Raw genomic sequence first — 25,962 nt, forward strand, 5'->3', positions numbered from 1 at the left:
TAAGTGTTTTTTATATTTGATGGTAGAGGAGAGTAAAATGGTGGATAAAAAACAACTGAGAAAGAAGATTATGCAACAATTAACAGCAATGACTAATGAACAATATACATCACTATCAGAAAAATTAGCATCGCAATTATTCCTCACATCTCATTGGCAACAATCTAAAGTAGTTGCTCTTACAATATCACGCTTCCCAGAAGTCGATACTTTTCCAATTATTAATCAGGCCTGGTCGGAAGGAAAACAAGTGGCTATTCCAAAATGCTTACCAAAAACGAAGGAAATGGATTTTAGGATTTTTTCAAGTTATGACAACCTAGAAGTCGTTTATTCTGGATTACAAGAACCAGTAAAAGACAAAACAAAGAGTGTTCAGCCTTCTGAAATTGACTTATTAATTGTTCCAGGCGTTGCTTATACATTAAAGGGTGATCGAATTGGTTTTGGTGGCGGGTATTATGATCGTTATTTAGTAGATTATAACGGTGTTACCCTTTCATTAGCTTTTCCCGAGCAAGTGGTTAATAAAATGCCATTAGACCCCCATGATTTACCTGTTCAAAAGATTATTACAGTTACGGAGTGAAAGAATTGATATTTATTTTTCTTGTACTCATTGCCGCTTTTTTAGGCTATCTTCTTCAACTTCTTACAATGTCAGGCGCCTTAGCAGCAATTGTTGTTGGTGTATTGATTAGCATAGGTTTTGGATGGAAGGGACTACTGCTCCTTGGCTTCTTTTTCATTAGTTCAAGCTTATTGTCAAAATACAAGAAAAAGCAGAAGCAACAAATCGAAGCACGTCATGAAAAAGGTTCTACAAGAGATTGGCAGCAAGTGTTTGCGAATGGTGGATTACCTGCTTTATTTAGTGTACTTTTTATTATTTTTCCTTCTCCTATTTTTTTCATTGCTTTTACGATAACCATTGCGAGTGCAAATTCTGACACTTGGGCCTCAGAGATAGGTGCTTTAAGTAAAAGAAAACCTTTGTCTATTAAGAATCTGAAGCAGGTAGAGCCAGGTACTTCAGGAGCAATGAGTTTCCTCGGAACCTTTGCTGCCATAATGGGTGCCTTCTCTATTGCTATGATTGCTATGTTGTCCTATTCATTATCTTTTTCCACTATGCTTATGATATTTGTCTTTGGTTTCCTCGGAAATATCTTGGATACGTTATTGGGTGCTTTTATTCAGGTAACCTATCGTTGTCCAGCTTGTGATATGGTAGTCGAATCGAAATGGCATTGTCATTGTCAAACGGTCTATTTAGGCGGTCGCACAGTAGTTAATAATGATCTTGTTAACCTTTCATCTTGTGGTCTTGCGAGTTTATTAGGTATTTTGTTCTTTGTGACTGTAGCAGGTGGATAATTGCAGAGAATGATTCGCATAATAGTGATAGACAGGAGGGAATGAAATGGGAAAAATAATGACTTTAATACTGTTTGTATTGTCAGGTGTTTTTATTTATCAGTACCGTTATCGCCTAGTTGGCTTTTTAGCGAGGCAAAATTTTATCATTGCTGCCGTGTTAAAATGCCCTTTTTTAAGAGAGAAAGCAATGAAGCTAGTTTTTCCTCAACCACAATATAATGAAGAACGTATATGACGATGTTAGCCCTGTTTATATAAGGGCTTTTTATTTTGTTAAAAAGAAACATACACTATAATAAGATATATAATTGTAAGGAAGGGGGGAAAAAGTGAATAGTAAAGAAGCTTATTTATTTTGGTCATTGGCCTATCATTTACTACATCAAGAAGAATATCGCTTCATTCAGCTTTCTGAAAAACAAGATGAACTCTGGATTGAGAAGTTAGAAAATAAACAGACGAAAGTGATCCGTTTGCTAAGGAAGAATTTAGATTGGAGTAACTGGTTACAAAGAGATATAGAAGCAGTTGCGTTTAATGGTGAGCGTATTCGAAAACAAGTAAGGCATAAAGAAATGACTGTGCTCAATGTATATATTTCACCATTTGTACCAGTTGATGATTATGAGGATAAGCTTAACAAGCCCTTTAAGCATTCTAAAATGGAGAAGACAACTGTTGAATCTGTCATTATGACAGTGGATAGGTTGGACGAGGTAGTGAAACAACTTCATCCATACTTTGAGAAACCTCTTTTCTCCTTAGAAGCAACATCTGACGATGAAATTGATGAACAAGTAATCGAAAACTTAAAAAACCAAACTTTAAGGTTCGCCGCAAATAAAGCGAAAGAAGAAAAAGAGGTTTTTAGTCAAGGTAAGCCCATTTTTACATATTTGTTTATCGCACTACAAGTTTTAGCATTCTTTTGGCTGGAATGGAAAGGTGGAAGTACAAATACCTCGGTATTGATTGAGAGTGGTGCAAAATATAATCCGCTTATTTTAGCAGGTGAATGGTGGAGATTTTTTACCCCTATCATTTTACATATTGGTTTCCTGCATTTATTGATGAATACGCTCGCTCTTTTTTACTTAGGCTCTGCTGTTGAGCGAATAATGGGCAATACAAGGTTTATATTTATTTACTTGTTATCTGGTTTTATGGGATCATTGCTAAGTTTTATTACGAGTCCCAACGTATCTGCTGGAGCAAGTGGAGCGATATTTGGCTGTTTTGGCGCGTTGCTTTTCTTTGGAATAATGAAACCCAAATTATTTTTCCGTACAATGGGTATGAACATTATCATTGTTCTTGTGTTTAACCTAGCTTTAGGCTTTATGATACCAGGAATTGATAACGCTGGTCATATTGGTGGTTTAATCGGCGGGTTTTTAGCAACGGGAATCGTTCTTTTACCTAAGAAGAGAAAAAGGGTTGTTCAACTATTGATTGCTTGTTTCACGGCTCTACTCATCAGTGGGGGTCTCTATTATGGCTATCACAACCCTAATGATCAAACACAAGAAGAGATGGCTTTGATAGAAGCACAAAATCATTTAGAAAAAGAAAATTACTCAATGATGATTCAAGAACTTACTCCGTTTGATAAAGAAGGTGCAACTGCACAAACTTATTTTTTATTGTCCTATGCGGAAATTCAATTAGGAGAGATAGAGGAAGCGAAGCGTCATTTGCATCTGGCTATAGAAGAAAACGAACAATTCCATGAAGCTTACTATAATCTTTCCTTATTATATTTAAGAGAAGGACAAATGGATGAAGCGAAAAAATATCTGGATCAAGCGGTAGAATTACACGACTCAGAAGATTATCGCAAGCTACAAGACAATCTAAATGAAAGCAAATAAAAGATTTCGACAGGAAGGGAATATTTCCTAGGAAATTCTACATCTTTCCTTAGAAACTTAAAAAACTTGTTTGTTTAACATAAAGTAAGAAGGAATCAACCTCTTAAGCGGGTATGATTCCTTTTTAGTATGTCTATGATGTTTGTTAGGAATATATTTGAATGAGGTGAACTCATGGAAACTAAGAAACATCATAAAGTATCTAAGGAATTGATTGATAATACATCCTATTTAAAAGAAGCATTAGCAATCGGAAAGAACTTTGATGTGTTACAAATAGATGTTGAATATACAGGGATTGACATGGCGATCTATTTAGTTGATGGCTTCGCTAAAGATGATATTATGAATCGTTTAATGGAATTTCTTGCACAGCTTGGAAGAGAAGAATTAGAAGAAGATACCGTTCCGAAGCTAATGAAGAGATATATCCCTTATATTGAAATTGCTACAGAAAGTGATCTTGATGCAATTGTCGATGCCGTATTAGCTGGTCAAACGGCATTGGTCATTGATGGGGCAGATGAAGCGATATTAATTGATACAAGGTCTTATCCGGCGCGTGGACCAGAAGAGCCTGATATTGAAAGGGTTGTAAGAGGTGCCAGGGATGGTTATGTTGAAACATTAGTTTTTAATACAGCATTAACGAGAAGACGGGTAAGAGATCGGACATTAAGAATGGAGTATTTGCAAGTCGGAAGACGGTCAAAAACCGATATTGTCATTACCTATATTGAAGATATTGCAGACCCTAAGTTGGTGAGTAAAATCAAGGATAGTGTATCTAAAATTGACACAGATGGCTTACCGATGGCTGAGAAGACAATTGAAGAATATGTTTCTGGTCAGCATTGGAATCCCTTTCCAATGGTAAGATATACAGAAAGACCGGACACAGCAGCCTCGCATTTATTTGAAGGTCATGTATGTATCATAGTGGATGGTTCACCGAGTGTAATTATCACACCGACTACTTTCTGGCATCACTTGCAGCATGCTGAGGAATATCGAAACAAACCGATTATTGGTGCTTATTTAAAATTCGTTCGCTTTATTTCTGTATGGGCTTCACTTTTTCTTTTACCAATTTGGTTCTTATTTGCTGCGAACCCAAGTTTATTACCAGATGCCCTCTCGTTTATAGGACCAGAAGAGGCAGGGAAAATCCCTTTGATTTTGCAAATCTTAATAATTGAAGTAGGTATTGATATGCTCCGAATGGCCTCCATTCATACCCCCTCGAGTCTTGCTACTGCGCTTGGCTTAGTAGCAGCACTCATGATTGGTGATTTGGCCGTTTCAGTTGGCCTATTTACAAGTGAAGTTGTTCTTTATTTTGCCATTGTAGCAATTGGTACGTTTGCTACGCCAAGTTATGAATTAGGATTAGCTAATCGAATTGTCCGTATTGTTTTATTATTACTGACAAGCGTATTTGATATGTATGGTTTTTTCATCGGTATTACGCTATTTGTCCTTTGGTTATCTAAAATGAAGTCGTTCGGAGTCCCTTATTTATGGCCGTTTATTCCCTTTAATTTAAGAGCCTTTAGAGATGTCCTTTTACGTTCACCAATGCCTTTGAAAAATAGACGTCCGAGAATGTTGCATCCAAAAGATCCTGATCGATAAATGATGACTTTTCTTTTAATCGTAAGAATTACTCTTTCTCTCATCTGTTTTAATGATTGAGGAAGAGTTTTTTTTCGTTTATACTTTGCTTTATGAAAGAAAGAATCGAGGGAATGAATGTGAAAAGTTTTTATGATGTACAACAGTTGTTAAAAGCTTATGGTGCCATTATTTATATGGGTGAACGTTTATTGGATATTGAAATGATGGAGCTTGAAGTGAGTGAATTATATAAAGCAAAAATAATTGAAGTAGATACATATCGAGATGCTTTATTAGTCTTAAGGGCTGAGAGAGAAAAAGAGAAAAAGAAAAGAAGAGAATAAATAATTGCGCTCATTACTTCTCTAGGAGGTGTTGTTGTGTTTGTTGGTGTGGATATAGGTGGAACAACAATTAAATTTGCATTTGTTAACGAGGATGGCGACATTCACTTGAAATGGCAAGAAAAGACGAAGCAGGATTATACAGAGAACAGTTTAGCAGAGCAAATCACAACGTCAATTGAAAACCATAGAAAGAGGGCGCAAATAAAAAAAGCGCAGATTTTATCTGTTGGAGTCGGTGCACCAGGACCGGTAGATACAAAAAATGGAGTTTTGCTTTCAGCAACAAATATAAATTTGCCACCTCACTATCCCTTACAAAAAGAACTATCCGATTACATGGCGCTTCCAGTGAATTTAGAAAATGATGCCAACTGTGCAGTGTTAGGAGAACGCTGGGTAGGTAGTGCCACCGGCTACAAAGATATTGTGCTGGTAACAATTGGTACGGGTATCGGTGGTGGCATTATTAGTAATGGTCAGTTAACGCGTGGGAATGGGGGTTCTGCTGGTGAAATAGGTCATATCAATGCTGTTTCTCCTTATGGTGAGCGGTGTAATTGTGGGAAATGGGGTTGTCTAGAAACAATTGCCTCAGCTACTGGAATAGTACGTGTGGCCAAGGAAATCATTCATTCAAACAAAAACACATTATTAGTTGACCATTTATCAGTTCGAAATATATTTTACTTTGCAGGTAAGAATGACGTAGTTGCTAAAGAAGTGATTCAAAGAACAATGAAGCCATTAGGCATTGCCTTAGCGAATGTAGCAGCAATACTAAACCCTGAGGTGATTATCATCGGTGGTGGCGTTTCTCAAGCTGGGAAATTATTACTGGACCCATTACAATTCTATTATAACGAAAACTTATTTCCTGAGACGCGAGGGTCTACTTTATTGAAACTAGCTACTTTAGGGAATGATGCAGGAGTAGTGGGTGCCGCATGGAGTGCAAAGCAATTAATTATAAGGTAAGATTTCTGTAATAGTGAGTGAAGTCATCTTTTCTTTTCAACCATCATATGTATGAACTGATGGAGAGGAGGATAAAAGGTGAAGATTAAAGTTAGGTCAGGTGATTCTTTATGGTATTACAGTCAGCTGTTTATGGTTCCAATCAATTTAGTCATTGATAGTAATCCACAAGTGGACCCTTCCTCATTACAGATTGGCCAAAGCATTCAAATTCCTGGCTTTCATACATCTACTATTAAACTTCAAAAAGGTGATTCACTATGGCGAATAGCATCAAAGAATAATCTCCCTGTCGATGCATTGCTATTATTGAATCAGCAGTTGCAGCCTCAAAATCTACAAGTAAATCAAACAGTTCTAGTACCAAAAAGAGTGATTATGCCTTTAATGGATAGGAAAAAAAGTTATAGTTTTAAAACTTTACAAGACGATCTCAAACAATTAAAAGAAGTTTATCCATTTATAAAAATAAATGAGATTGGTTATTCGGTGGCAGGCAAACCATTATATGAGATAAGAATTGGTACGGGTGAAAAGCAAGTCCATTATAATGCATCATTTCATGCCAATGAATGGATTACGACACCTGTGCTCATGTCTTTAATAAATGCCTACTTGTTATCTATGACTAATGCGAAACCTTTAAGGGGAATGGAGACTTTACCTTTTTATAGTCGTGTTGAGTTATCCATTGTACCAATGGTCAATCCAGATGGAGTAGACCTCGTTTTAGGGGGACCGCCAGAAGCCTATAAAGAAGAAATACTAGCAATTAATGAACAAAAAGATGATTTTTCCCTATGGAAGGCGAATATTAGAGGAGTAGATTTGAATAAACAATATCCTGCAAATTGGGAATATGAAAAGGAAAGAAAGCCAGATGTACCTTCATCTCGAGACTTTCCTGGATACGAACCATTATCCGAGCCTGAAGCGACAGCAATGGCGAATCTTGTAGAGAATAATAACTTTAGCTTATTATTAGCCTTCCACACGCAAGGTGAAGAATTTTACTGGGGATTTGAAGGACTAGAACCCCCTGATTCAAAAGTGATTGCAGACGAATTTGAACGAGTGAGCGGTTATCGTTCGGTTCAGTATGTAGATAGTTTCGCTGGATTTAGAGATTGGTTTATCCAAGAGTATCGACGGCCAGGATTTACGATGGAACTGGGAAAAGGAGTGAACCCTCTGCCGTTATCACAGTATGAAGACATGTATGAAGAAATGCTTGGTGTCTTTTTAGCTTCACTTTATCTTTAATAAAAAATAGTTGTTGCTTGTATTTCCTCCATAATCAGTATAAAATTTACTATTGATTACAATGTTTTTGGGAATTAATTAGGAAGAATTTCGTAGAGAGCGAAGAAAAAGCCGGAAACGGCTTTTTCTCGCGTCTATTCAGATAAAAGTGCACTAGATTGCGATGGGGGGCAAGCCAAGTTTATGAAGCACAAAGCGGAACAACAAGATTATATGTTCATATTGCTTTTATTTTTTTCCACAATGATTATAGCTGGCTGTCAAGTGAATGAAACAGGTGATACGCCACCTGTAAAAGAAACGAATATGACGGAGAACCGAACTTCAAAACAAGCAATTATACCTCTTGCTGTTTCAGAATCTGATCAAATTTTCTTCTTTGGCTGGTTAGATGCCAAGCACCTATTATTCCTCAATCACAAAGATGAAACATTGAACAAAATCTTTAAATATAATATGTATACCGGAGAACAAGAGTTGTTTTTTGAAGGTGAAGCACCAATTAATAATGTCTATATTAGCCCAGATCAACAATATATATTTGTCCAGTCTGAGCAAAGTAATCAAAAATGGCGTATTGCTATAGTGGATCATGAAGGTGATTACCTATTGCAGGAGTTAATAGATGGCACCGAACTAGCTGTTTCCTGGAATCAATATGATCCAACAATGTTATTGGTTTCTAGTTTTGCTGAGGACTGGTCTTACACTTCTTATATGGTATCAGCTGAAACACAAAATATGGAACAAATATCTATAGCTGAGCCGTTTGTCCATTGGGTGGGTGCTGATTCATTTGTTTATTTGGACTGGAGTACGAATGGTCCTTCTATCGTGACACAATTAAAAGAACAAAAAAAGACAGGAACGGCGGAAGTGAAGAAAGAAAATGTGTATTTTGTTGATACATTTAATGATTTAATGATGACCATTGGTGTAAATGAAAATCATGATGAAGAGGCAAGATACACATTTATGAATAACGAATTTGAATCGGTGTTATCTTTTTCGGTTCCTCATTTAACAAGCTTTTCCGGTTGGATGGTCCCACAATATGCCATGCTGGATAAAGAGTTTTTGTATTTTAAACCTGAGTATAGTACAGATGCAGATACGTATCAAGGTAACTTTGATTTCATTGCTACGGATATGAAAACTGGAGAACAGACTGTCTTACTAGATGATATGGACAATGAACCTCTTGCCTGTTCTAATAAAGCCAATGCCTGTTTATATGGACATTATTTAGATAAAGTCATTCTATTAGATGAAAAAGAAGTCATTTCACTTATAGAATCTTGAGCAGATTCATTTTCTTCGCACTTTATTTTGTGCATACTAATATTGATACTTAAAGGAGATGACAACATGGCAATAGTAGACGTAACAATTATTCCAATAGGAACGGAGAGTCCAAGTGTATCAGCTTATGTAGCAGATATTCAAAAGGTCTTAAAAGAATATAAAGATGCTGGGGCCATTGATTACCAATTGACACCGATGAATACCCTTATTGAAGGAGAATTACCAGTGTTATTCGAGGTTATCCAAGCTATGCATGAAGTTCCGTTTGAAAAAGGACTAGCGCGGGTGGCAACAAATATTCGTATTGATGACCGTAGAGATGTAAAACGTCAGATGGCGGATAAAGTTAAACGGGTAGAATCATTGTTGCAAGAGGATGAACGATAAATAAAAAGTCTGCCCTCAAAGAGGCAGACTTTTTATTTACATGCCCTTTTAATGGACAGCCGGGAATCCGCTATGAATTAATGTCATCACAGCAAACCATCCGAAAACGGCAGCTGTTCCGAAAGCGAATACAATCCCTAGAAGATTTTTGTTTCGTAGTGCACTGATTAGACCGAAAATTGCTAAAATAGCTGTTAAACCAGTAATAATGACTAGTCCCATGATTATAGCCCCCTTTTCATTCAATCAACAAATGAGTTTATGCTCATTCCTTGCAAAGGTTTGGAACCGTATGTAATACTTATTTTTACATTCACATCATATTTTATACTTTTTTTCAAAATTTGTCGAGGTCTATTCTACGAACTTTTCAGATAATAACATTTTAAGGAAAATACATCAAGCCGGATTAATCATGTTTACTTCTCGTAGAGTTTAGAGTTGTGTACAATAAAGGAAAATAACGAAGGAGGAATTGCTTTGAAATACGCTCAGTTACCATTAGGTCCATTACAAACGAATTGTTATCTTCTTATAAAAGAAAACAAGGACTGCTTAATTATTGATCCAGGTGGAGAGGCAACAAAACTCACAAAAATAATAGCTGATGAAAAATTGCATCCGAAGGCGATACTTTTAACACATGCCCATTTTGATCATATTGGTGCAGTAGATGAAGTAAAAGAAAAGTACCGAATACCTGTTTACATACATGAAAAAGAAAAGGATTGGCTAACAGACCCAGCCTTAAATGGTTCAGCAAGATTTCAAATGGGCCCAGCGCTTCGTTTACAACCTGCCGATGAGTTATTTGTAAAAGAGCAAGAGCTAGATATCTCAGGTTTTTCCTTCAAAGTATTAGAGACACCGGGTCATTCCCCTGGTAGTGTTTCCTTTTATTTCGCAGACATTGCCTTGCTTTTTGGTGGGGATGCCCTTTTTCAGGGTAGTATTGGACGAACGGATCTACCTGGTGGTCATCATGAGACCCTTTTGCAAAGCATACATGATAAATTACTAACTTTACCTGAAAATACCCTCGTCTTGCCCGGACATGGGCCAGCGACTACTATTGTCAATGAAATGGACACTAACCCTTTCTTGAATGGTTTTTCATAATGAATCCAATCATCCGTTATATCGAAGAAAATAGGATGGAACGGCTTACTTACGCCGATTATATTCAGTTAGCCCTCTATCATCCTGATTTTGGATATTATATGAAGGGTGATAAAAAGATTGGTGTAGCTGGGGACTTTTATACATCAGCCACAATGTCACCTATGTATGCAACAATAATCGCTAAATGGTTTATAGAGCAGGTGAGAGTGAACCAACTGCCGGCAGCCGTGTTAGAAATTGGTGCAGGTGATGGTTCATTCGCTCAAGTCTTTATTAATCAATGGGAAGAGATGACAGATGAGCCACTTGTTTATTTATTGATCGATGAAAGCCCCTATCATAGAAGGTTGCAAAAGGAAAAACTATGTAAATATCACAGTGTAGAACTTCATTTTCTTCAATCATTAGATGAATGTCATACGTTTTCAGGGCTTGTTTTTTCTAATGAACTACTTGATGCGCAACCTGTTCATCTAATAGAAAAAAAAGATGATCGTTTATTTGAAATAATGATTACTTCCAATCATAATGTGCTCAATGAAGTCTTTATTCCTCTAGAAAATCAGGAAATCATTTCATACATCGAGCAAATGTCGATTTCCTTATACAATGGGCAAAGAATCGAAATTCCATTATTTATGGATGGCATAAGCGCATCGATCAGCGAAGTGTTAGAAAAAGGACTTGTATTGACAGCTGATTATGGTTACACAGACGATGATTGGTTAAAGCCGACGAGAAAAGATGGCAGCCTGAGGGGATATAGGAAACATCAGCTTATTCCCAATATCCTTGCACACGCTGGTGAAATGGATATCACCCATGATGTTCACTGGGATTCATGGATACGTTTTGGTGAGAAGTATGGGTTGACTTTTATGCAGAAATGGCGGCAAGATGAGTTTTTAATCGCATCTGGCATTTTAGATGAATTATCCAATCATAGTGGAGATCTATTTTCAAATGAGGCTCAGAAAAATCGTGATATTCGAACTTTATTAATGGATAGTGGAATCAGTCAATCGTTTCAGCTCGTTCTCCAGAAAAAGAATCTATAACAAACATAATAAAAAGAGGATGACATGTCATCCTCTTTTTATTATGTTTGTTATGTGTGCTTTAGTGTGATCCCATACCTGGTACCATCATAAAGACAGTCCAATATGTGAATCCGATAAAGGCAACAGTTAAGTATGCGCCAAAAATATAAATGTACATACGCTCTGTAAGCTTTAAGTAGCCTAGTAGCACAAAGAAACCAGTTTGGCCAAGGAATAGTAGTGCTGGTGTATACATATCACCTACATAAAACATAATTGCAAAAATAGCAGTCCAGAATCCCATCACTCTATACATGCGATCCATATGTATCCCTCCTTTAACACACACATATGTCCATTACTCAATAATTATAAGGTAATACTTGGTTAAAAGTAAACAGTATGTTTTTTATTTTGCGACAGCTTCATAAGAACAGGAAACACATCCATTTAACATATTACCCAATTCCCTTAATTCTATATCTAAGAAAACCGTTTCAAACATGCCTCTTAAAAATTCAAAATGCATTTGACACACTTCACCTTGATTTTTCTTTGCGGTTTCTTTAAAGGGACAATTAAACATTTCAAACATGATCTTTTTGCCATCAAATTTAAATTCTGGCTGAAGACCAGCGACTTCTGCTGCTTCAATGACGAGAGCTAATTTTCTTTCAAATGAGTCCTCTTTTGTAACCATTTGCCGGTGTAATGCGGTTTCCATCAATTTCTCGCCATATTTTTTTCCTGTCACATATAATGCCTTTTTTCCTTCTGGCCCAAGTGTAATCATTGTTTCTAGAAGAATATCTGATAACATTTGATAATTACGATAAGGAAAATGTAATCCAATCTCGCTATCAGTTAGGTGATAGCGCTTGCTCGGTCGGCCACCTTGACCAGTTTTTTCTATTTTCGCTTCAAGCATGTTAATCTCTGCGAGTTTTGATAAATGCAATCTCGCAACATTCGGATGAATAGAAAACTCTTTAGCAATTTCTTTTACAGTGACAGGGAAATGTTTTTTTAGAACATACTGATAAATATAGTATCTCGTTGGATCGGATAATGTATTCGTAATTTTTAAAGTTTCATTCATTATTCTCACCTCTAAATGATTGTCATTATTCTTTTTGCAATGAAATGAATAGGTTTTTAAAGTAGCGATTGAACTGTCAGTCAGTTGTGGATATTTTCTATTTATTAATACCATTATATAGTAAAGTGTGATGAAAGAGGAGAGGGTAGAAGGAATCTCTTTAATGTTCAAAAAAAAGTTAAAGAAAAGGACTAAAATCATGCAGGAAAATGTTTTTTTTTGGCGAATAATAAAATATCTTAAAAAAGGTGGTGACTAATTACTTGGTCTCAATGCAACGCATGGCTACCTTAATTTTAAGGGAAGCTGTGAAAACAGAAGTAACAGATATTCACTTTGTCCCCAGAAAGAAAAACACAATCATTTATTACCGCTATGGCAAGCGCCTTGTCCCGAAGCATTATATCCCTCATTATGAATCTGACCGCTTAATTTCTCATTTCAAGTTTATTGCCTCAATGGATATTGGTGAAAAACGAAAACCCCAAAATGGCGCCTATTCTACAGATATTGAAGGATATGAGATTGGCTTACGTTTCTCCACATTACCCTCTCAGTACAATGAAAGTCTTGTCATCCGTATACTGCCTCAATCGACCCATATTTCTCATCATCATGTTTCACTATTTCCAACGATGTCCCGTAAAATCCTTGCTATGCTTAAACATGCACACGGGATGATCATATTAACTGGCCCGACTGGTAGTGGAAAAACCTCAACCTTATATAGTTTGCTAAATGACAATTCTACCCTATTAAATCGAAGTATTATCACGTTAGAGGATCCGATTGAGAAAAAGACTGACTCCTTACTGCAAGTCGAAGTAAATGAAAAGGCAGGCGTAACATATGCCACTGGTTTAAAAGCGATCCTTAGGCATGACCCGGACATTATTATGGTTGGGGAAATACGCGACGCACAAACAGCGAAAATAGCTGTGAGAGCAGCTTTAACTGGGCATTTAGTATTAACGACTATGCATACGAGAAATGCTATTGGAGCCATTCATCGTTTAGTGGAGTTTGGTGTAGCGTGGAAGCAAATTGAACAAACGTTAGTAGCCATAACAGCACAGAGGCTTGTCGAATTAACCTGCCCATTTTGTGAAGGAGAATGCACCGATTTCTGTTATAGCTGTGGCAGGTTAAAAAGAGCTGGCGTGTTTGAATTATTAAGTGGGAGGGAATTGAATCGAGCATTGAAGGCGGCGAAAGGTAGCGATAGCAATTATGAACCATATTTTTCGCTCAAGTCAGCTTTGAAAAAAGGGGTAGCATTAGGGTATGTAAAAGAAAGTGAGTTTAATCGGTGGATTTTAGATGAAAAAGGTTAAATGGACATTAAAGGAGCAATGCGACTTCCTTAAGAAAGTAGGAGAATTACTGTCCAGGGGTTATTCGCTCTCAGAAGCGATGGCTTCGGCGAGTTTACAATTACCCTTAGAGAAAAAGCTGCAATTACAAGAGGTTATTTATCAGTTAAAAGAAGGTTTCCATCTGCACTCTGCCCTAGGGTCGATGAACTTTAATTCACATCTAGTTGGGTATGTCTTTTTTGCTGAGCAACATGGAGGGTTACAACAAGCTTTTATTGATGGAAGTGATATGATGCAAAAGAGGGGAGAGGATATGAGAAAGATAAAAAAGGCATTAATGTATCCATGTTTCTTAATCATTGTCACCATTCTCCTATTTTCTCTCGTTGAAAAAATCATTCTACCTCGCTTTACCTCGCTTTTCCAGTCGATGAATGTAAAGGAAAATGCCTTTATGGTACTTCTTCAATGGATTGGGTCTGCTGCTCCTCTATTCTTCATTGTGATGTTCACTTTGTTACTACTAAGTTCTTTGTACTACTACTTTATTTTTCGACGATTTTCAATGATCAGACAAGTATCGCTTGTTGTTCGCCTACCGATTGTTGGCAAACTAGTCACCCTTTTTAATACCCATTACTTTGCCATTCAATTGCATTATCTACTTGCAGGTGGGATGTCTATCACAACTTCCTTGAACTTATTTGCTAAAAGTGAAAAACAACCATTAATGAAGGAAGTTGGTCAATATTTGCGTCGTAAGCTTGAAAATGGTGAACAATTAGATGAATTGATTCAGGTGTTTCCCTTTTTAGAATTAGATTTAAGAACAGTTATTCGTCATGGGCAGCAAAATGGAAAACTAGAAGAAGAACTACAATTCTTTAGCCGCTATTGCTTGGAGCTGTTAGAAGAAAAGATAGATCAGTTAATGAAAGTCATTCAACCCGCTATTTATCTTATTGTTGGTTGTTTAATCATTTCATTATATTTAGCAGTAATGTTACCAATGTTTCAATTAATGGAGGGTGTATGATGAAAAACATAAATAATGAAAAAGGGTTTACCATGATTGAGATGATGATTGTCTTGTTAGTCATTTCTGTACTCCTAATTATTACGATTCCAAACATAACAAAAAACCAATCGGCAATAAACGAAAAAGGCTGTAGTGCTTTTACAAAAATGGTTCAGAGTCAAGTCCAATCGTATGAATTAGCCAATAATAAGCTTCCTGAGTCATTGGATGTACTTGTGACGGAAAAGTATTTAAATGAAGGTGAAACAACATGTCCGACCGGAGAAGCATTAGTATTAATAAACGGCATTGTGACGGCACAGAAAGACGAATAAATTCACAGTCAGGATTTACTTTGATTGAATCCTTAATTGTTTGGTCTGTTTTTAGTGTCATTCTTTTTATTACTGCTATAAACTTAGAGCACCAATTTGAAGAGTATGATGATCTAGCTTTCTTTGCCATGTTTGAAGGTGATCTTCTATATGCTCAGCAATATGCGATTGTAAATCAAACAACCGTTAGTGTTTATCTTTTAACCGATGAGCATGAGTATATCTTTTCTAATGGGCAAAATATTTTTTTTCGTCAGAAATATAGTGAGCAGTATTTCATTACTAGCGGTACAATGCCACTACATTTTAAATTCTTAAATAGTGGGAAAATTAACCGTTTTGGTTACTTGCAAATCAAAAGCTCGGCTAATCAGTACAAATTTGTTTTTCAAATAGGGAGAGGGAGGTTTTATGTGGAAGCATACTAATGGTTTTATGCTCATTGACTTATTCTTCACCTTATCGGCTATGCTTTTGATCGCCACTCTTTTTATTCCTGTCATGATACATCTCTATACTGACGCACATATTGAAAACTTGAGATATGAAGCCACTCAAATTCTATATGAGGAAATGATGGACAATGATAGGGCGCTACCTAGAACGGTGAGAAAAGACGAAATGTCATTTCGCCTTTTTAATAGTGATGCTAATAATATTTGTATCTCTTATTTCTATCAGCGAGAAGTGATGATCTGTGAAAAGTATTAAAAGGAACGGCTTTACGCTAATTGAAGCACTCCTATCTCTCGCTTGCTTTTTAATCATTGTGAGCTTTATCCCACTTATGTTTAAAGTTATTTCCGTTAACGAGAATATTGATGAAAGAAAGCAAAAGATTGAATGGCTCGTATTTATTCAGCAATTAAAAAAAGAAGTACGCATTGCTGAGGAGGTATCCTTAGATAATCGAGGAGAGCTTATGTTATTAATAGACAATCAATTTATTAGCTATGAGAAATATGGTGATAAGTTAAGAAGGCGTGTGAATGGGACAGGACATGAAGTTGTGTTACAAAAGCTTCAATCCGTTCAATTTGAGGTGACAGAAGATAACATGATGATTGTTTATAGAAATATTTTCCAGGAAGAGTATCGGTCTTCTTTTTATCAAATGAAGATAAGGAGCACTAGCGGTGACGGGGATAATGAATGAGAAGGGCCTCTTTTATCCTTTTGTATTATTACTCATTGTTTTGCTTTCTTTGGTAATTACCATTCAAGCAGATTTTTTATTAAGAGAAAAAAGAATGATGAAATTAAGTGGTATCCTTTTACAACAGGAGTACTATTTTAAGCAATCGATGATTTATTTAGATGAACAATTTCATTTGAATGGTGAGCTACCAATAGAAGGAGAGTATTCATTCAATCATGGAACAGTTTTTTATGAGATAGAAGACCAAGAAGAAAGTCTCATCAAAATCAATCTGGAAGTAGAAATAAACGGTGTGGCGAACGTAAAAGCGATGGCGTATTATTCATTGATTGAAAGAGATGTGATTAAATGGATAGAAATCGAAAAGAAATAATGAATAAATGGCATAGGAATTGGAAAGACTAGTAGCTAAAAAGGCAGGGATGCCCAATGAATTCTAATGATTATGTCAAATTTATTACTCAGACATTTGTCCAATATATGGAACAACCGAAATCTGAAAGGAAGAAACAAAGGGTAGAAAGAAAGCAAGAAAAAGCACCCCTTCTATTCCGTTGGTTTGGAATTGTACCTTACCTTTTGTTTTATGGTTTGAAAAGAACGAAAAGAAGCAATCATGAATCGAACTGAGCAAAAAGATGAAGAAATACCACCTATTTAGATGGATTTCTTCATCTTTCTTTGTTTGGAAAGTAAATAAAAGGGCCTTTTAAAGGTCTGTATAATTGACCAAAGAAACCGCCCCTACTTATACACCACGGTCGATTATTAACTAATCGCCTCATCAGTTAAATAAAATAACCCACCATTAACAATTGAGATATGAACTTGTGGTTCATACTGCTCTTGTAATGCAGCCATTTCGTTTTCGAAGCTTTCTCCTTTTTCATCTGCATCTTCATAAAACCTTTCTAATAATTGCAGGTCCTTTTGCCACCTTATTCTTGCTTCATCTGCCCATGTGTGATCTTCTTTTTCAATTTCCGACTGCAAAAAATTCGCCACGCGCATCACACCGCTATTTGGTTTGATAAATGGTGACAATGTAAAGCTAAAGTCGGGTATTTTAGGAGTAAGTGATAAATGAAGGAGCTTATCATGGAATTGTTCAACCATTTGCCCGTTAATTAAGTGCAGGCCGATTGACTTGAACAAATCTTTCTTACGATCACATTGGTACGATATCCGTAGATTTAGCCCTAGCCAAGGACGCAGGGCGGTTTGCGTTCCTGGTGGGGCCTCGTAATTTTCATACAAACGGATATAACCAGCCAAGTTTTTCGTCGATTGAAAAATTTGATGCAAACGAGGTGATCCAAAGTGAATGACCTCACCCTTTATATCATCTGGTGCTAGGGATGGGTTGGTTATAAGGGTAAGCTCCATAGGTTTTGCAACACCGCCTGTTTTCTCTAAATAGTGCCAATAAAAGGGGCGATTCATTAATTCTTTGTCTAGTTCTACTGTCAACTGAATGACTAAATAGCCTGGTTTATTTTCAAGGATTTTACACTGATTGGCATGAAAGTATCTTAATAGAAAATGGTGGATTTCATGTTGCTGCATGTTGATCTTCCTCCTTTACGGACTCAGCAAATTCAATCATAGATGTTAAATTATCCATTTTTATGCGCATTTCTCCTTCTGAAGCCGAGTGTCCGAAAATATCAACTAGGTGATCATTAATATTGCCAAATTGTAGCTTTGTTAAAATATCATCCAACTCGCCAATCACCTTTTCGAAGAGGTGGATTTTTTCATACAATAGTTTTAGTACATGTTCTTCGACTGTATCTTTAGTAGCGAAGTTATAAATATGGACATCGTTTTTTTGACCGAGACGATGAATTCTACCAATTCGTTGTTCTAGTCTCATCGGATTCCAAGGAAGATCAAAGTTAATGATATGACTACAGAATTGTAGGTTGATACCCTCACCGCCTGCTTCTGTGGCAATTAACACCTGCGCGTGGTTTTGGAATAACTCGCGCATCCAATCCTTCTTCCCTCGTTTGAATCCACCACGAAAAGGAACAGACGTAATGTTATGCTGTTTTAAAAACCATTGTAGAAATAGCTGGGTGGCGCGATACTCTGTAAAAATAATGACTTTATCATTGATTTGTTGAATGATCTCTAATGCTTTTTGCGCTTTTGCATTTTGTTGAATATTTTCGACTAACCCAATTAACTCTTCAATTTTTTGCTGAAAGGCAACGGAAGGTTGTTCTTGTTTCTTTAACATATTTCTTAAAGTGTAAAATACCGCTTCACGACTGCTGCATGCTTCACGTTGTAAAGTCATCAGTGAGAATTGGCTATCAGTCATCCAATTACCTTCTCTGTGTATAGAAGAAATTGCATCATATAAGGCTCTTTCCTCTTTTGAAAAATGGATGGGAACGGTTTCGACATGCCTTTTTGTCCATTCAATACCAGTATCTTGTCTACGGTTACGAATCATTACTTTATTTACTAGTTCCTTTAAGCCTTCATCATCATCTAGAGAACGTGCATTTTTTTTGTATTTTTCATAAAAGGCTGTTTCTGTGCCTAAGTGACCTGGTTTTAACAAAGAAACAAGATTGAAGATTTCACTAATTCGATTTTGTATAGGTGTTGCTGTAAGTAGTAAGCAAAATTTCTTTTTTAAAGACTGTACAAATTCATAGTTTTTCGTTTTGTTATTTTTTAATTTATGTGCTTCATCAATAATAATCAAATCATAATTTTGTTCGAAGACTAAACTTCTATGCGGTTCTCTCTTCGCTGTGTCGATTGATGATACGACGACATCACATTGCTCCCACACATAGCTCTTTTTTTGAGCGACAGCCGGGATGAAGAACTTACTGTTTAATTCGATTGCCCATTGAGACACTAATGAAGCGGGTACAAGGATGAGAGCTTTCTTAACAAGCCCTCTGATCATGTATTCTTTTAATATTAACCCTGCCTCTATCGTTTTCCCTAAACCGACTTCATCAGCTAGAATCGCTTTACCATTCATATTTTCCACTACTTGTTCGGCGACCTCTAGTTGATGTGGTAGAGGGGTGAGGTTTGATAAATGTTTGTCTACTTGCAGTCCATCAAACGCTGGGATGACCGTTTGATTTTCAACCTCAATAGTAAGCTTGAATAAATCCCAGTTCCCCCATGGTCCATCATTATCAATGCGGTTTTGAAATTCATCTTGCCATGTTGCATCAAAATTTATTTGTAAAGTCATTTGTTCTCTCTCCTTTTTATACGAACATTATTAATTTTTTTGTTATTAACGTTCGTATTAGGCTTAAGTCTTGTTGAAAAAACATGAGAATTTTAAATAAAAATATTGCCCAAATAATGATACGATGGTAGGATGTAAGTAGCTTTGAAAGTTGTGAATTTTCAACGTTAATTCTGCAAATACGTACAATACGTCTTTGTAAGCTTCGACTCTCTAAAGCAGTTAATTATAGTATGTGCAAAAATGGAAAAAATTATAAACGCGAATGATGGCAAGGGGAGAGACTGCAGCGCTGCAGCGCCGAAGGAGCAAACAATCACCGTATTGTGAATCTCTCAGGCAAAAGAACACTTGCTTGACGCAACTCTGGAGAGAGCTCAAGGTATTAAGCGAGCCACCAAAGGGGAAAGGCCGTAATATCGCCGTAAACTCTCAGGTGAAAGGACAGAGAATCTGCTCAAATGATAGGTTTTGAGGAGATTCTCTGTCCTTTTTTGTGTGCTTTAGAACACTTAGCTTCTTTAAAGGAGTTAAGCGAAGAGCATTGAGCTTTTGCCGTAACATTTGGCGACAAGCCAAGTATTTCTATGGCCAGTTTGCAAATATTCATCTTAGAAAAAATTCAGAAATATAAAGGAGGATGAGTGAATGTCACAGTTGAAAAAGACACCACTACATGACATTTATCAACAGTATGGTGGAAAAACGATTGATTTTGGTGGATGGGACCTTCCTGTACAATTTTCTAGTATTAAAGAAGAGCATGAAGCGGTACGTACAAAAGCGGGTCTGTTTGATGTATCACATATGGGAGAAATTGAGGTTAAGGGTCCAGATAGTTTACGTTATCTTCAGAAAATGATGACAAATGACGTTGCGAAACTAAAACCGTTTGGCGCACAATATACAGCCATGTGTTATGAAAATGGTGGAACTGTAGATGATTTGCTTATTTATAAAATGAATGAAGACGAATACCTTTTAGTCGTAAACGCAGCAAATATAGAAAAAGATTATCAATGGTTACAAAGCCATTTAGAAGGAAATGTGAAACTTAAAAACCTTTCTGAGGAAATGTCACAATTGGCTTTGCAAGGCCCTGTGGCTGAGATTGTCTTACAGAAAATTACGGATATTGATTTAAGTGAAATTGGCTTTTTCAAATTTCAGCAATCAGTAAATATAAATGGTAAAAGTGCATTAGTTTCGAGAACTGGCTACACCGGTGAAGATGGTTTTGAAATTTATTGTAAAAACGAGGATGCAGTCCTTTTATGGCAGTCGATTTTAGAAGCAGGAAAAGAAGAAGGAGTTCTTCCATGTGGATTAGGTGCCCGAGATACCCTTCGCTTCGAAGCAAATTTAGCTTTATATGGTCAAGAGTTGTCTTCTGAAATTTCTCCACTTGAAGCAGGTATTGGCTTTGCCGTAAAAGTGAACAAGGAAGAAGATTTTATTGGAAAAGCGGCATTAACCTTACAAAAGGAAAATGGATTAAGCAGAAAAATTGTTGGGATTGAAATGATTGATCGTGGGATTCCTCGCCATAGTTATGCAGTTTATGCTGGTGACCAACTGATTGGTGAAGTTACTACGGGTACACAATCTCCTACTTTAAAGAAAAATATCGGCTTAGCCCTTCTGGACAGTTCATACACAGCGCGAGATTCTGAAGTGGAAGTTGAAATTCGTAATAAGCGTGTACGTGCCAAAGTAGTGGCAACACCGTTTTATAAAAAAGAGAAAAAGAACTAACTAATCAGGGGGAGAGAAGCGATGAAACACCGTTATTTACCGATGACTGATTCTGATCAAAAAGAAATGCTTGAAGCAATCGGAGTCAATACAATTGATGATTTATTTAGTGATATTCCTGAAAGCGTACGTTTTCAAGGGGAATATAATATTAAACCAGCTAAAACGGAACCTGCTTTAATGAAGGAATTGATGCTCCTATCACAAAAAAATGCAGATTTAAAAACAAATACTTCATTCTTAGGTGCAGGTGTTTACGATCATTATATGCCAGTGATTGTTGATCATGTGTTATCTCGTTCAGAGTTCTATACTGCTTATACACCATATCAACCGGAAATTTCCCAAGGTGAGTTACAAGCGATTTTTGAATTCCAGACAATGATATCTGAATTAACAGGAATGGATGTAGCGAATTCATCTATGTATGATGGTGGGACGGCACTTGCGGAAGCTGCTATGTTAGCAACGGGACATACAAAACGTAAAAAAGTATTGATTTCAAGTACGGTACACCCTGAATCAAAAGCTGTAGTTCAAACTTATGCAAAAGGCCAATATATTGATGTAGTTGAGATCCCAAACAAAGATGGATTAACAGATATGAGCGCACTAAAAGATATGATTGGTGATGACATTGCCGCAGTAGTCGTGCAATATCCTAACTTTTTTGGAAGAGTGGAGCCACTTGCTGAATTAGAAGAAGTGATTCATGCGCATAAATCCTTATTTGTTGTTTCAAGTAATCCCCTATCCTTAGGTGTGTTAACACCTCCTGGAAAATTTGGTGCAGATATCGTTGCTGGCGATGCGCAAGTCTTTGGTATTCCTACTGCGTTTGGCGGCCCTCACTGTGGTTACTTTGCGGTGACAAAGAAACTTATGAGAAAAGTACCTGGACGTTTAGTAGGGCAAACGGTTGATGAAAACGGACAACGCGGATTCGTACTTACACTTCAAGCAAGAGAACAACATATCCGTAGGGATAAAGCTACGTCTAATATATGTTCAAACCAAGCTTTAAATGCGCTAGCTGCATCTGTTGCTATGACAGCTCTAGGTAGAAAAGGTGTCAAGCAAATGGCGATAGATAATATCCAAAAGGCGCATTATGCAAAAGAACAATTTAAAAAAGCAGGATTTGATATTACTTTTGAGGGTAGTTCATTTAACGAGTTTATTATTAAATGTAATCGCCCGGTTCGTGAGGTAAATCAAGCATTACTTAAAAAGAATATTATTGGTGGTTATGATTTAGGAAGAGATTATAATGAATTAGCTCATCATATGCTTATTGCTGTAACTGAATTAAGAACAAAAGAAGAAATTGATACATTTGTGGCAGAAATGGGGGATTACCGTGCATAACGAAAACCAGGCGCTCATTTTTGAGCTAAGTAAACCAGGGAGAATCGGCTATAGCCTTCCAGAGATGGATATTCCAGAAGTAGAATTATCTGATTTGCTCCCAGCCGAATATATTCGTCAAGAGGACGCGGATCTACCTGAAGTATCTGAACTTGATATTATGCGTCATTATACGGCTTTATCTAAGCGTAACCACGGAGTAGATTCTGGTTTTTATCCGCTTGGGTCTTGTACGATGAAATATAATCCTAAAGTAAATGAGAATGTAGCACGCTTTAACGGCTTTGCTCATTTACACCCATTACAAGACGAAAGCTCTGTTCAAGGTGCGATGGAGTTGTTATATGATTTACAAGAGCATTTAATTGAGATTACAGGAATGGACGAAGTCACTCTACAACCGGCAGCAGGAGCCCATGGGGAGTGGACTGGGTTGATGATGATTCGTGCCTATCATGAAGCAAATGGTGATTTTAACCGTACAAAAGTCATTGTTCCAGATTCAGCGCATGGTACAAACCCTGCCTCAGCAACTGTGGCGGGCTTCGAAACCTTAACAGTTAAGTCTAATGATCAAGGCTTGGTCGATTTAGAAGATTTAAAAAGAGTGGTAGGCGATGATACAGCTGCGCTTATGCTAACAAATCCTAATACGTTAGGCTTGTTTGAAGAAAATATTCTTGAAATGGCAGAAATCGTCCATGGAGCAGGCGGGAAACTGTATTATGATGGAGCAAACTTAAATGCTGTTTTATCTAAAGCAAGACCAGGTGATATGGGATTTGACGTTGTTCATTTAAATTTGCATAAAACATTTACTGGTCCCCATGGTGGAGGAGGACCCGGATCAGGTCCTGTTGGGGTAAAAGAAGACTTAATTCCTTATTTACCTAAACCAATCTTAGTGAAAACAGACGAAGGTTACACATTTAATTATGACCGTCCACATTCAATTGGAAGAGTAAAGCCTTATTACGGTAACTTCGGCATCAATGTCCGTGCCTATACGTATATTCGTTCGATGGGGCCAGATGGTTTGAAAGCTGTTACTGAAAATGCAGTACTTAATGCCAATTATATGATGCGCAAGCTAGCGCCAGCGTTCGATCTACCATATGATAAACACTGTAAACATGAGTTTGTACTAAGTGGAAGACGCCAGAAAAAATTAGGTGTACGCACACTTGATATCGCGAAGCGTTTGCTTGATTTCGGTTATCATCCACCGACTATTTACTTCCCGTTAAATGTTGAAGAGTGTATGATGATTGAACCAACAGAGACTGAATCTAAAGAAACACTCGACAGCTTTATTGATGCGATGCTCCAGATTGCCAAGGAAGCTGAGGAAAACCCTGAGGTCGTACAAGAAGCGCCTCACACAACAGTAATTGGTCGTCTAGACGAGACTCTAGCAGCAAGAAAACCAGTATTACGTTATCAAAAAGACTGATATATAAATCACTCATACAAATAGGTACTAGGTCTATATAAAACGTGAACAAATTCATTTATGTGTATTTGTTCGCGTTTTTTTATCGGGACATTTATCGTAACAGGAGGTAATAGATAGTAGATTGAAAGGAAAGGACTGAGCTTATTCTTCTCATAAAAAGGAAAAATGGTCAGTTTATTAGTAGGTATATGGGGGACTTTTTTGCATTTTATAAATGGTCTAACGTGGTTTGTTATATGGGATTTTTTCAGAGGGAAGAGGGTTTTTACAAATGACAAAATGGGAAAAAACCACCCGTTTTAAGTCGGGCGGTTTGAGAGATCTATTTTTTAGATTTAATTTTCCCGCCCCATTTTTTGAAGCCGCCTTGTAAATGAGAGAGATCTTTGTATCCTTTTCGATACAATAGTTGAGCGGCTCTACCGCTTCTCATTCCACTCTGGCAGTATAAATAGACAGGCTTATCTTGACGAAGTTCAACAAGTCTTGTTTTTAACTGAGATAGGGGAATATTTCTAGCACCTAAAATATGTCCACCTTCATATTCATTTGGTTCGCGCACATCAATCAATTGTGCTTTACGATATCCTTCTCTGAATTCTTGTTCTGATAATGTTTTTACAATTCTCTTTTGATACAACCTTGTGATTACTGTGTAGACAATAATAGCACCGATTATAATTAATAAAAAATATAGAGTAGACAAATCATATTTGCTCCTTTCAAACATTGCTTACGCCAAGATATATTATATAAGTTTTTCATAGGTTTAGTAAAGGACAAGTACGAGAAAATTGTAATGAAAACTTAATGAAGCACACTTTTTTGCCCATTTAGCAAAGGCAAAATAATCTTTCCATATAAGCGCTCAAATTTTGATCGCTTTATCGGTTGCAAGAACGAATTGTTTTTTACAACAATATGGAAAGAAGAATGTATGACTTTTTTTTCTGGTCGAATTTTGATAGACTAAAATACGCTTAAACGTTTACTAAAAATAGAAGTAAAAGAGGGTTATTATGGGGAAGGAAGTATGGCGATTTATCCATTCAGGTATGGGTTCTCCATCATTTAATATGGCTTTAGATGAAGCTTTATTAGATTGGAATAGCGAAGGGAAAATACCACCAGTGATTCGTTTCTATGGGTGGAACCCAGCCACACTATCTATCGGATATTTTCAAAAAGTTGATAAGGAAATTAACCTTGAAGCTGTAAAGGAAAATGGCTTAGGTTTTGTTCGTAGACCTACAGGTGGTCGTGGTGTTCTTCATGAACATGAGCTGACTTATAGTGTAATTGTTCCTGAAGAACATCCACAAATGCCGAAAACAGTTACTGAGGCTTATCGTGTGATTTCAGAAGGGGTATTACGAGGTTTTCAACAACTAGGATTAGAAGCATACTTTGCTGTACCTCGTTCAAAGGAAGAAAAAGAAATGCTAAAGAATCCTCGTTCATCCGTTTGTTTTGATGCACCAAGTTGGTATGAATTAGTTGTAGAAGGTCGTAAAGTAGCAGGTAGCGCCCAAACAAGGCAAAAAGGTGTGATTCTACAACATGGTTCCATCTTACTTGATTTAGATGAGGATAAATTATTTAGTCTGTTTAACTATTCAAGCGATCGCGTGAGAGAAAGAATGCAACGAGCATTTAGTAGTAAAGCGGTAGCAATTAATGAACTTACCGATCGAACAATTACTTATGGAGATGCAGTAGTGGCTTTTAAAAAGGGGTTTGAAGAAGGACTTGATATCATTCTAGAGCCTTATGAGCTTAATGCAGAAGAAATGGCTTATGTTGAAAAGCTGGCAAAAGAAAGATATGAAAATGATGAATGGACATTTAAACGATAATAAATTCGACTCGCTCTTTTAACAGAGTAGAGTCGAATTGTTTTGTCTACTAGGTTTGAGA

At 36.8% G+C, this 25,962-nt stretch carries 30 protein-coding genes and 1 riboswitch; of the genes, 24 read left to right on the forward strand and 6 right to left on the reverse strand.

Translation table 11 applies throughout. The annotated features are described in order from the left end of the window. Positions 1-37: 37 nt before the first annotated feature. The 10 genes from H9655_RS02355 (at position 38) to H9655_RS02400 (ending at position 9,145) form a co-directional block, all read left to right on the forward strand. Positions 38-589 carry a 5-formyltetrahydrofolate cyclo-ligase gene (locus H9655_RS02355; protein WP_191810504.1) on the forward strand — a complete coding sequence of 184 codons (552 nt, stop codon included), beginning with the start codon at positions 38-40 and terminating at the stop codon, positions 587-589. Between the two features lie 5 nt (positions 590-594). Beyond that, a complete protein-coding gene (locus tag H9655_RS02360) occupies positions 595-1,377 on the forward strand; it encodes a DUF92 domain-containing protein (RefSeq protein ID WP_191810506.1) in 783 nt (260 codons plus the stop codon). Between the two features lie 46 nt (positions 1,378-1,423). Beyond that, positions 1,424-1,615: a hypothetical protein gene (locus tag H9655_RS02365; protein ID WP_191810508.1), complete on the forward strand. Its 192-nt coding sequence runs from the start codon at positions 1,424-1,426 to the stop codon at positions 1,613-1,615. A 94-nt stretch (positions 1,616-1,709) separates the two neighbouring features. After that, positions 1,710-3,251 carry a rhomboid family intramembrane serine protease gene (locus H9655_RS02370; RefSeq protein WP_191810510.1) on the forward strand — a complete coding sequence of 514 codons (1,542 nt, stop codon included), beginning with the start codon at positions 1,710-1,712 and terminating at the stop codon, positions 3,249-3,251. Between the two features lie 174 nt (positions 3,252-3,425). Continuing rightward, on the forward strand, positions 3,426-4,886 hold the full coding sequence (locus H9655_RS02375) for a spore germination protein (protein WP_191810512.1): 1,461 nt from the start codon (positions 3,426-3,428) through the stop codon (positions 4,884-4,886). Positions 4,887-4,978: 92 nt separating this feature from the next. Then, positions 4,979-5,212, forward strand: a complete 234-nt coding sequence (locus tag H9655_RS02380; protein ID WP_225230378.1) for a YqgQ family protein — start codon at positions 4,979-4,981, stop codon at positions 5,210-5,212. Positions 5,213-5,248: 36 nt separating this feature from the next. Further along, positions 5,249-6,190, forward strand: coding sequence for an ROK family glucokinase (locus tag H9655_RS02385; RefSeq protein ID WP_191810517.1), 942 nt, complete (start codon positions 5,249-5,251; stop codon positions 6,188-6,190). A 78-nt stretch (positions 6,191-6,268) separates the two neighbouring features. Beyond that, complete coding sequence (locus H9655_RS02390) at positions 6,269-7,453, forward strand: M14 family metallopeptidase (protein WP_191810519.1); 1,185 nt, start codon at positions 6,269-6,271, stop codon at positions 7,451-7,453. Positions 7,454-7,636: 183 nt separating this feature from the next. Beyond that, positions 7,637-8,755 (forward strand): YqgU-like beta propeller domain-containing protein, encoded by a 1,119-nt coding sequence (locus tag H9655_RS02395; protein WP_191810521.1) that lies wholly within the window; start codon positions 7,637-7,639, stop codon positions 8,753-8,755. Positions 8,756-8,821: 66 nt separating this feature from the next. Then, complete coding sequence (locus H9655_RS02400) at positions 8,822-9,145, forward strand: MTH1187 family thiamine-binding protein (RefSeq protein WP_191810523.1); 324 nt, start codon at positions 8,822-8,824, stop codon at positions 9,143-9,145. Positions 9,146-9,193: 48 nt separating this feature from the next. Here H9655_RS02400 and H9655_RS02405 read toward each other — a convergent pair whose 3' ends face one another. Next, positions 9,194-9,367 (reverse strand): DUF2759 domain-containing protein, encoded by a 174-nt coding sequence (locus H9655_RS02405; protein ID WP_095372578.1) that lies wholly within the window; start codon positions 9,365-9,367, stop codon positions 9,194-9,196. 258 nt (positions 9,368-9,625) lie between these two features. Here H9655_RS02405 and H9655_RS02410 point away from each other — a divergent pair, with 258 nt between their 5' ends. Beyond that, positions 9,626-10,264 (forward strand): MBL fold metallo-hydrolase, encoded by a 639-nt coding sequence (locus H9655_RS02410; RefSeq protein ID WP_191810525.1) that lies wholly within the window; start codon positions 9,626-9,628, stop codon positions 10,262-10,264. Then, complete coding sequence (locus H9655_RS02415) at positions 10,264-11,325, forward strand: SAM-dependent methyltransferase (RefSeq protein WP_191810527.1); 1,062 nt, start codon at positions 10,264-10,266, stop codon at positions 11,323-11,325. The genes H9655_RS02410 and H9655_RS02415 overlap by 1 nt, the downstream gene beginning before the upstream one ends. 61 nt (positions 11,326-11,386) lie before the next feature. Here the strand turns inward: H9655_RS02415 and H9655_RS02420 are convergent, their stop codons facing one another. Next, positions 11,387-11,632, reverse strand: coding sequence for a DUF2626 domain-containing protein (locus H9655_RS02420; protein ID WP_095372581.1), 246 nt, complete (start codon positions 11,630-11,632; stop codon positions 11,387-11,389). Positions 11,633-11,716: 84 nt separating this feature from the next. Then, positions 11,717-12,520, reverse strand: a complete 804-nt coding sequence (locus H9655_RS02425) for a helix-turn-helix transcriptional regulator (RefSeq protein ID WP_318245436.1) — start codon at positions 12,518-12,520, stop codon at positions 11,717-11,719. A 149-nt stretch (positions 12,521-12,669) separates the two neighbouring features. Here H9655_RS02425 and comGA point away from each other — a divergent pair, with 149 nt between their 5' ends. The 8 genes from comGA to H9655_RS02465 are packed head-to-tail and all read left to right on the forward strand — an operon-like array spanning position 12,670 to position 16,864. Then, on the forward strand, positions 12,670-13,740 hold the full coding sequence (gene comGA, locus H9655_RS02430; RefSeq protein WP_191810531.1) for a competence type IV pilus ATPase ComGA: 1,071 nt from the start codon (positions 12,670-12,672) through the stop codon (positions 13,738-13,740). After that, entirely contained in the window at positions 13,727-14,758 is a 1,032-nt protein-coding gene (gene comGB, locus H9655_RS02435; RefSeq protein ID WP_191810533.1) for a competence type IV pilus assembly protein ComGB, read from the forward strand. Before comGA ends, comGB begins: the two co-directional genes overlap by 14 nt. After that, on the forward strand, positions 14,758-15,075 hold the full coding sequence (comGC, locus tag H9655_RS02440) for a competence type IV pilus major pilin ComGC (RefSeq protein ID WP_191810535.1): 318 nt from the start codon (positions 14,758-14,760) through the stop codon (positions 15,073-15,075). Before comGB ends, comGC begins: the two co-directional genes overlap by 1 nt. Next, positions 15,012-15,503 carry a competence type IV pilus minor pilin ComGD gene (gene comGD / locus H9655_RS02445; RefSeq protein WP_191810537.1) on the forward strand — a complete coding sequence of 164 codons (492 nt, stop codon included), beginning with the start codon at positions 15,012-15,014 and terminating at the stop codon, positions 15,501-15,503. Before comGC ends, comGD begins: the two co-directional genes overlap by 64 nt. Further along, on the forward strand, positions 15,487-15,786 hold the full coding sequence (locus H9655_RS02450) for a hypothetical protein (RefSeq protein ID WP_191810539.1): 300 nt from the start codon (positions 15,487-15,489) through the stop codon (positions 15,784-15,786). Before comGD ends, H9655_RS02450 begins: the two co-directional genes overlap by 17 nt. Continuing rightward, positions 15,773-16,231, forward strand: coding sequence for a competence type IV pilus minor pilin ComGF (gene comGF, locus H9655_RS02455; RefSeq protein WP_191810541.1), 459 nt, complete (start codon positions 15,773-15,775; stop codon positions 16,229-16,231). The genes H9655_RS02450 and comGF overlap by 14 nt, the downstream gene beginning before the upstream one ends. Continuing rightward, a complete protein-coding gene (gene comGG, locus H9655_RS02460; RefSeq protein ID WP_191810543.1) occupies positions 16,212-16,607 on the forward strand; it encodes a competence type IV pilus minor pilin ComGG in 396 nt (131 codons plus the stop codon). Before comGF ends, comGG begins: the two co-directional genes overlap by 20 nt. A gap of 56 nt (positions 16,608-16,663) precedes the next feature. After that, on the forward strand, positions 16,664-16,864 hold the full coding sequence (locus H9655_RS02465; protein WP_191810545.1) for a YqzE family protein: 201 nt from the start codon (positions 16,664-16,666) through the stop codon (positions 16,862-16,864). Between the two features lie 138 nt (positions 16,865-17,002). Here H9655_RS02465 and H9655_RS02470 read toward each other — a convergent pair whose 3' ends face one another. Beyond that, positions 17,003-17,800 (reverse strand): YqhG family protein, encoded by a 798-nt coding sequence (locus H9655_RS02470; protein WP_191810547.1) that lies wholly within the window; start codon positions 17,798-17,800, stop codon positions 17,003-17,005. Further along, the gene (locus tag H9655_RS02475; RefSeq protein ID WP_191810549.1) at positions 17,787-19,466 is read right to left on the reverse strand and encodes a DEAD/DEAH box helicase; all 1,680 of its coding nucleotides are present in this window, start codon (positions 19,464-19,466) and stop codon (positions 17,787-17,789) included. The genes H9655_RS02470 and H9655_RS02475 overlap by 14 nt, the downstream gene beginning before the upstream one ends. A gap of 265 nt (positions 19,467-19,731) precedes the next feature. Further along, positions 19,732-19,827, forward strand: a riboswitch (glycine riboswitch). A gap of 287 nt (positions 19,828-20,114) precedes the next feature. Between H9655_RS02475 and gcvT the strand changes: the two genes are divergently transcribed. The 3 genes from gcvT to gcvPB are packed head-to-tail and all read left to right on the forward strand — an operon-like array spanning position 20,115 to position 24,042. Further along, on the forward strand, positions 20,115-21,221 hold the full coding sequence (gcvT, locus tag H9655_RS02480) for a glycine cleavage system aminomethyltransferase GcvT (RefSeq protein ID WP_191810551.1): 1,107 nt from the start codon (positions 20,115-20,117) through the stop codon (positions 21,219-21,221). A gap of 21 nt (positions 21,222-21,242) precedes the next feature. Next, complete coding sequence (gcvPA, locus tag H9655_RS02485) at positions 21,243-22,589, forward strand: aminomethyl-transferring glycine dehydrogenase subunit GcvPA (RefSeq protein WP_191810553.1); 1,347 nt, start codon at positions 21,243-21,245, stop codon at positions 22,587-22,589. Beyond that, on the forward strand, positions 22,582-24,042 hold the full coding sequence (gene gcvPB, locus H9655_RS02490; RefSeq protein WP_191810555.1) for an aminomethyl-transferring glycine dehydrogenase subunit GcvPB: 1,461 nt from the start codon (positions 22,582-22,584) through the stop codon (positions 24,040-24,042). Before gcvPA ends, gcvPB begins: the two co-directional genes overlap by 8 nt. A gap of 325 nt (positions 24,043-24,367) precedes the next feature. On the opposite strand, the gene H9655_RS02495 is transcribed toward gcvPB, so the two are convergent. Continuing rightward, a complete protein-coding gene (locus tag H9655_RS02495; RefSeq protein ID WP_191810556.1) occupies positions 24,368-24,751 on the reverse strand; it encodes a rhodanese-like domain-containing protein in 384 nt (127 codons plus the stop codon). Between the two features lie 313 nt (positions 24,752-25,064). Here H9655_RS02495 and H9655_RS02500 point away from each other — a divergent pair, with 313 nt between their 5' ends. Next, positions 25,065-25,901: a lipoate--protein ligase family protein gene (locus H9655_RS02500; protein WP_191810557.1), complete on the forward strand. Its 837-nt coding sequence runs from the start codon at positions 25,065-25,067 to the stop codon at positions 25,899-25,901. Positions 25,902-25,962: the final 61 nt, after the last annotated feature.

Origin of the sequence: Cytobacillus stercorigallinarum (assembly GCF_014836495.1) — a bacterium.
Classification (GTDB): domain Bacteria; phylum Bacillota; class Bacilli; order Bacillales; family Cytobacillaceae; genus Cytobacillus; species Cytobacillus stercorigallinarum.

What these genes read in the sequence shown, in the direction of transcription:
- H9655_RS02405 (WP_095372578.1), bottom strand. Translation starts at nt 9,367, where the DNA reads ATGGGACTAGTCATTATTACTGGTTTAACAGCTATTTTAGCAATTTTC.
- H9655_RS02465 (WP_191810545.1), top strand. Translation starts at nt 16,664, where the DNA reads ATGAATTCTAATGATTATGTCAAATTTATTACTCAGACATTTGTCCAA.
- H9655_RS02500 (WP_191810557.1), top strand. Translation starts at nt 25,065, where the DNA reads ATGGGGAAGGAAGTATGGCGATTTATCCATTCAGGTATGGGTTCTCCA.
- H9655_RS02420 (WP_095372581.1), bottom strand. Translation starts at nt 11,632, where the DNA reads ATGGATCGCATGTATAGAGTGATGGGATTCTGGACTGCTATTTTTGCA.
- H9655_RS02470 (WP_191810547.1), bottom strand. Translation starts at nt 17,800, where the DNA reads ATGCAGCAACATGAAATCCACCATTTTCTATTAAGATACTTTCATGCC.
- comGB (WP_191810533.1), top strand. Translation starts at nt 13,727, where the DNA reads ATGAAAAAGGTTAAATGGACATTAAAGGAGCAATGCGACTTCCTTAAG.
- H9655_RS02475 (WP_191810549.1), bottom strand. Translation starts at nt 19,466, where the DNA reads ATGACTTTACAAATAAATTTTGATGCAACATGGCAAGATGAATTTCAA.
- H9655_RS02450 (WP_191810539.1), top strand. Translation starts at nt 15,487, where the DNA reads ATGTGGAAGCATACTAATGGTTTTATGCTCATTGACTTATTCTTCACC.
- H9655_RS02415 (WP_191810527.1), top strand. Translation starts at nt 10,264, where the DNA reads ATGAATCCAATCATCCGTTATATCGAAGAAAATAGGATGGAACGGCTT.
- H9655_RS02355 (WP_191810504.1), top strand. Translation starts at nt 38, where the DNA reads ATGGTGGATAAAAAACAACTGAGAAAGAAGATTATGCAACAATTAACA.
- H9655_RS02395 (WP_191810521.1), top strand. Translation starts at nt 7,637, where the DNA reads ATGAAGCACAAAGCGGAACAACAAGATTATATGTTCATATTGCTTTTA.
- comGD (WP_191810537.1), top strand. Translation starts at nt 15,012, where the DNA reads ATGTCCGACCGGAGAAGCATTAGTATTAATAAACGGCATTGTGACGGC.
- H9655_RS02375 (WP_191810512.1), top strand. Translation starts at nt 3,426, where the DNA reads ATGGAAACTAAGAAACATCATAAAGTATCTAAGGAATTGATTGATAAT.
- H9655_RS02380 (WP_225230378.1), top strand. Translation starts at nt 4,979, where the DNA reads ATGAAAGAAAGAATCGAGGGAATGAATGTGAAAAGTTTTTATGATGTA.
- comGC (WP_191810535.1), top strand. Translation starts at nt 14,758, where the DNA reads ATGAAAAACATAAATAATGAAAAAGGGTTTACCATGATTGAGATGATG.
- H9655_RS02365 (WP_191810508.1), top strand. Translation starts at nt 1,424, where the DNA reads ATGGGAAAAATAATGACTTTAATACTGTTTGTATTGTCAGGTGTTTTT.
- H9655_RS02425 (WP_318245436.1), bottom strand. Translation starts at nt 12,520, where the DNA reads ATGGTATTAATAAATAGAAAATATCCACAACTGACTGACAGTTCAATC.
- gcvT (WP_191810551.1), top strand. Translation starts at nt 20,115, where the DNA reads ATGTCACAGTTGAAAAAGACACCACTACATGACATTTATCAACAGTAT.
- gcvPA (WP_191810553.1), top strand. Translation starts at nt 21,243, where the DNA reads ATGAAACACCGTTATTTACCGATGACTGATTCTGATCAAAAAGAAATG.
- H9655_RS02400 (WP_191810523.1), top strand. Translation starts at nt 8,822, where the DNA reads ATGGCAATAGTAGACGTAACAATTATTCCAATAGGAACGGAGAGTCCA.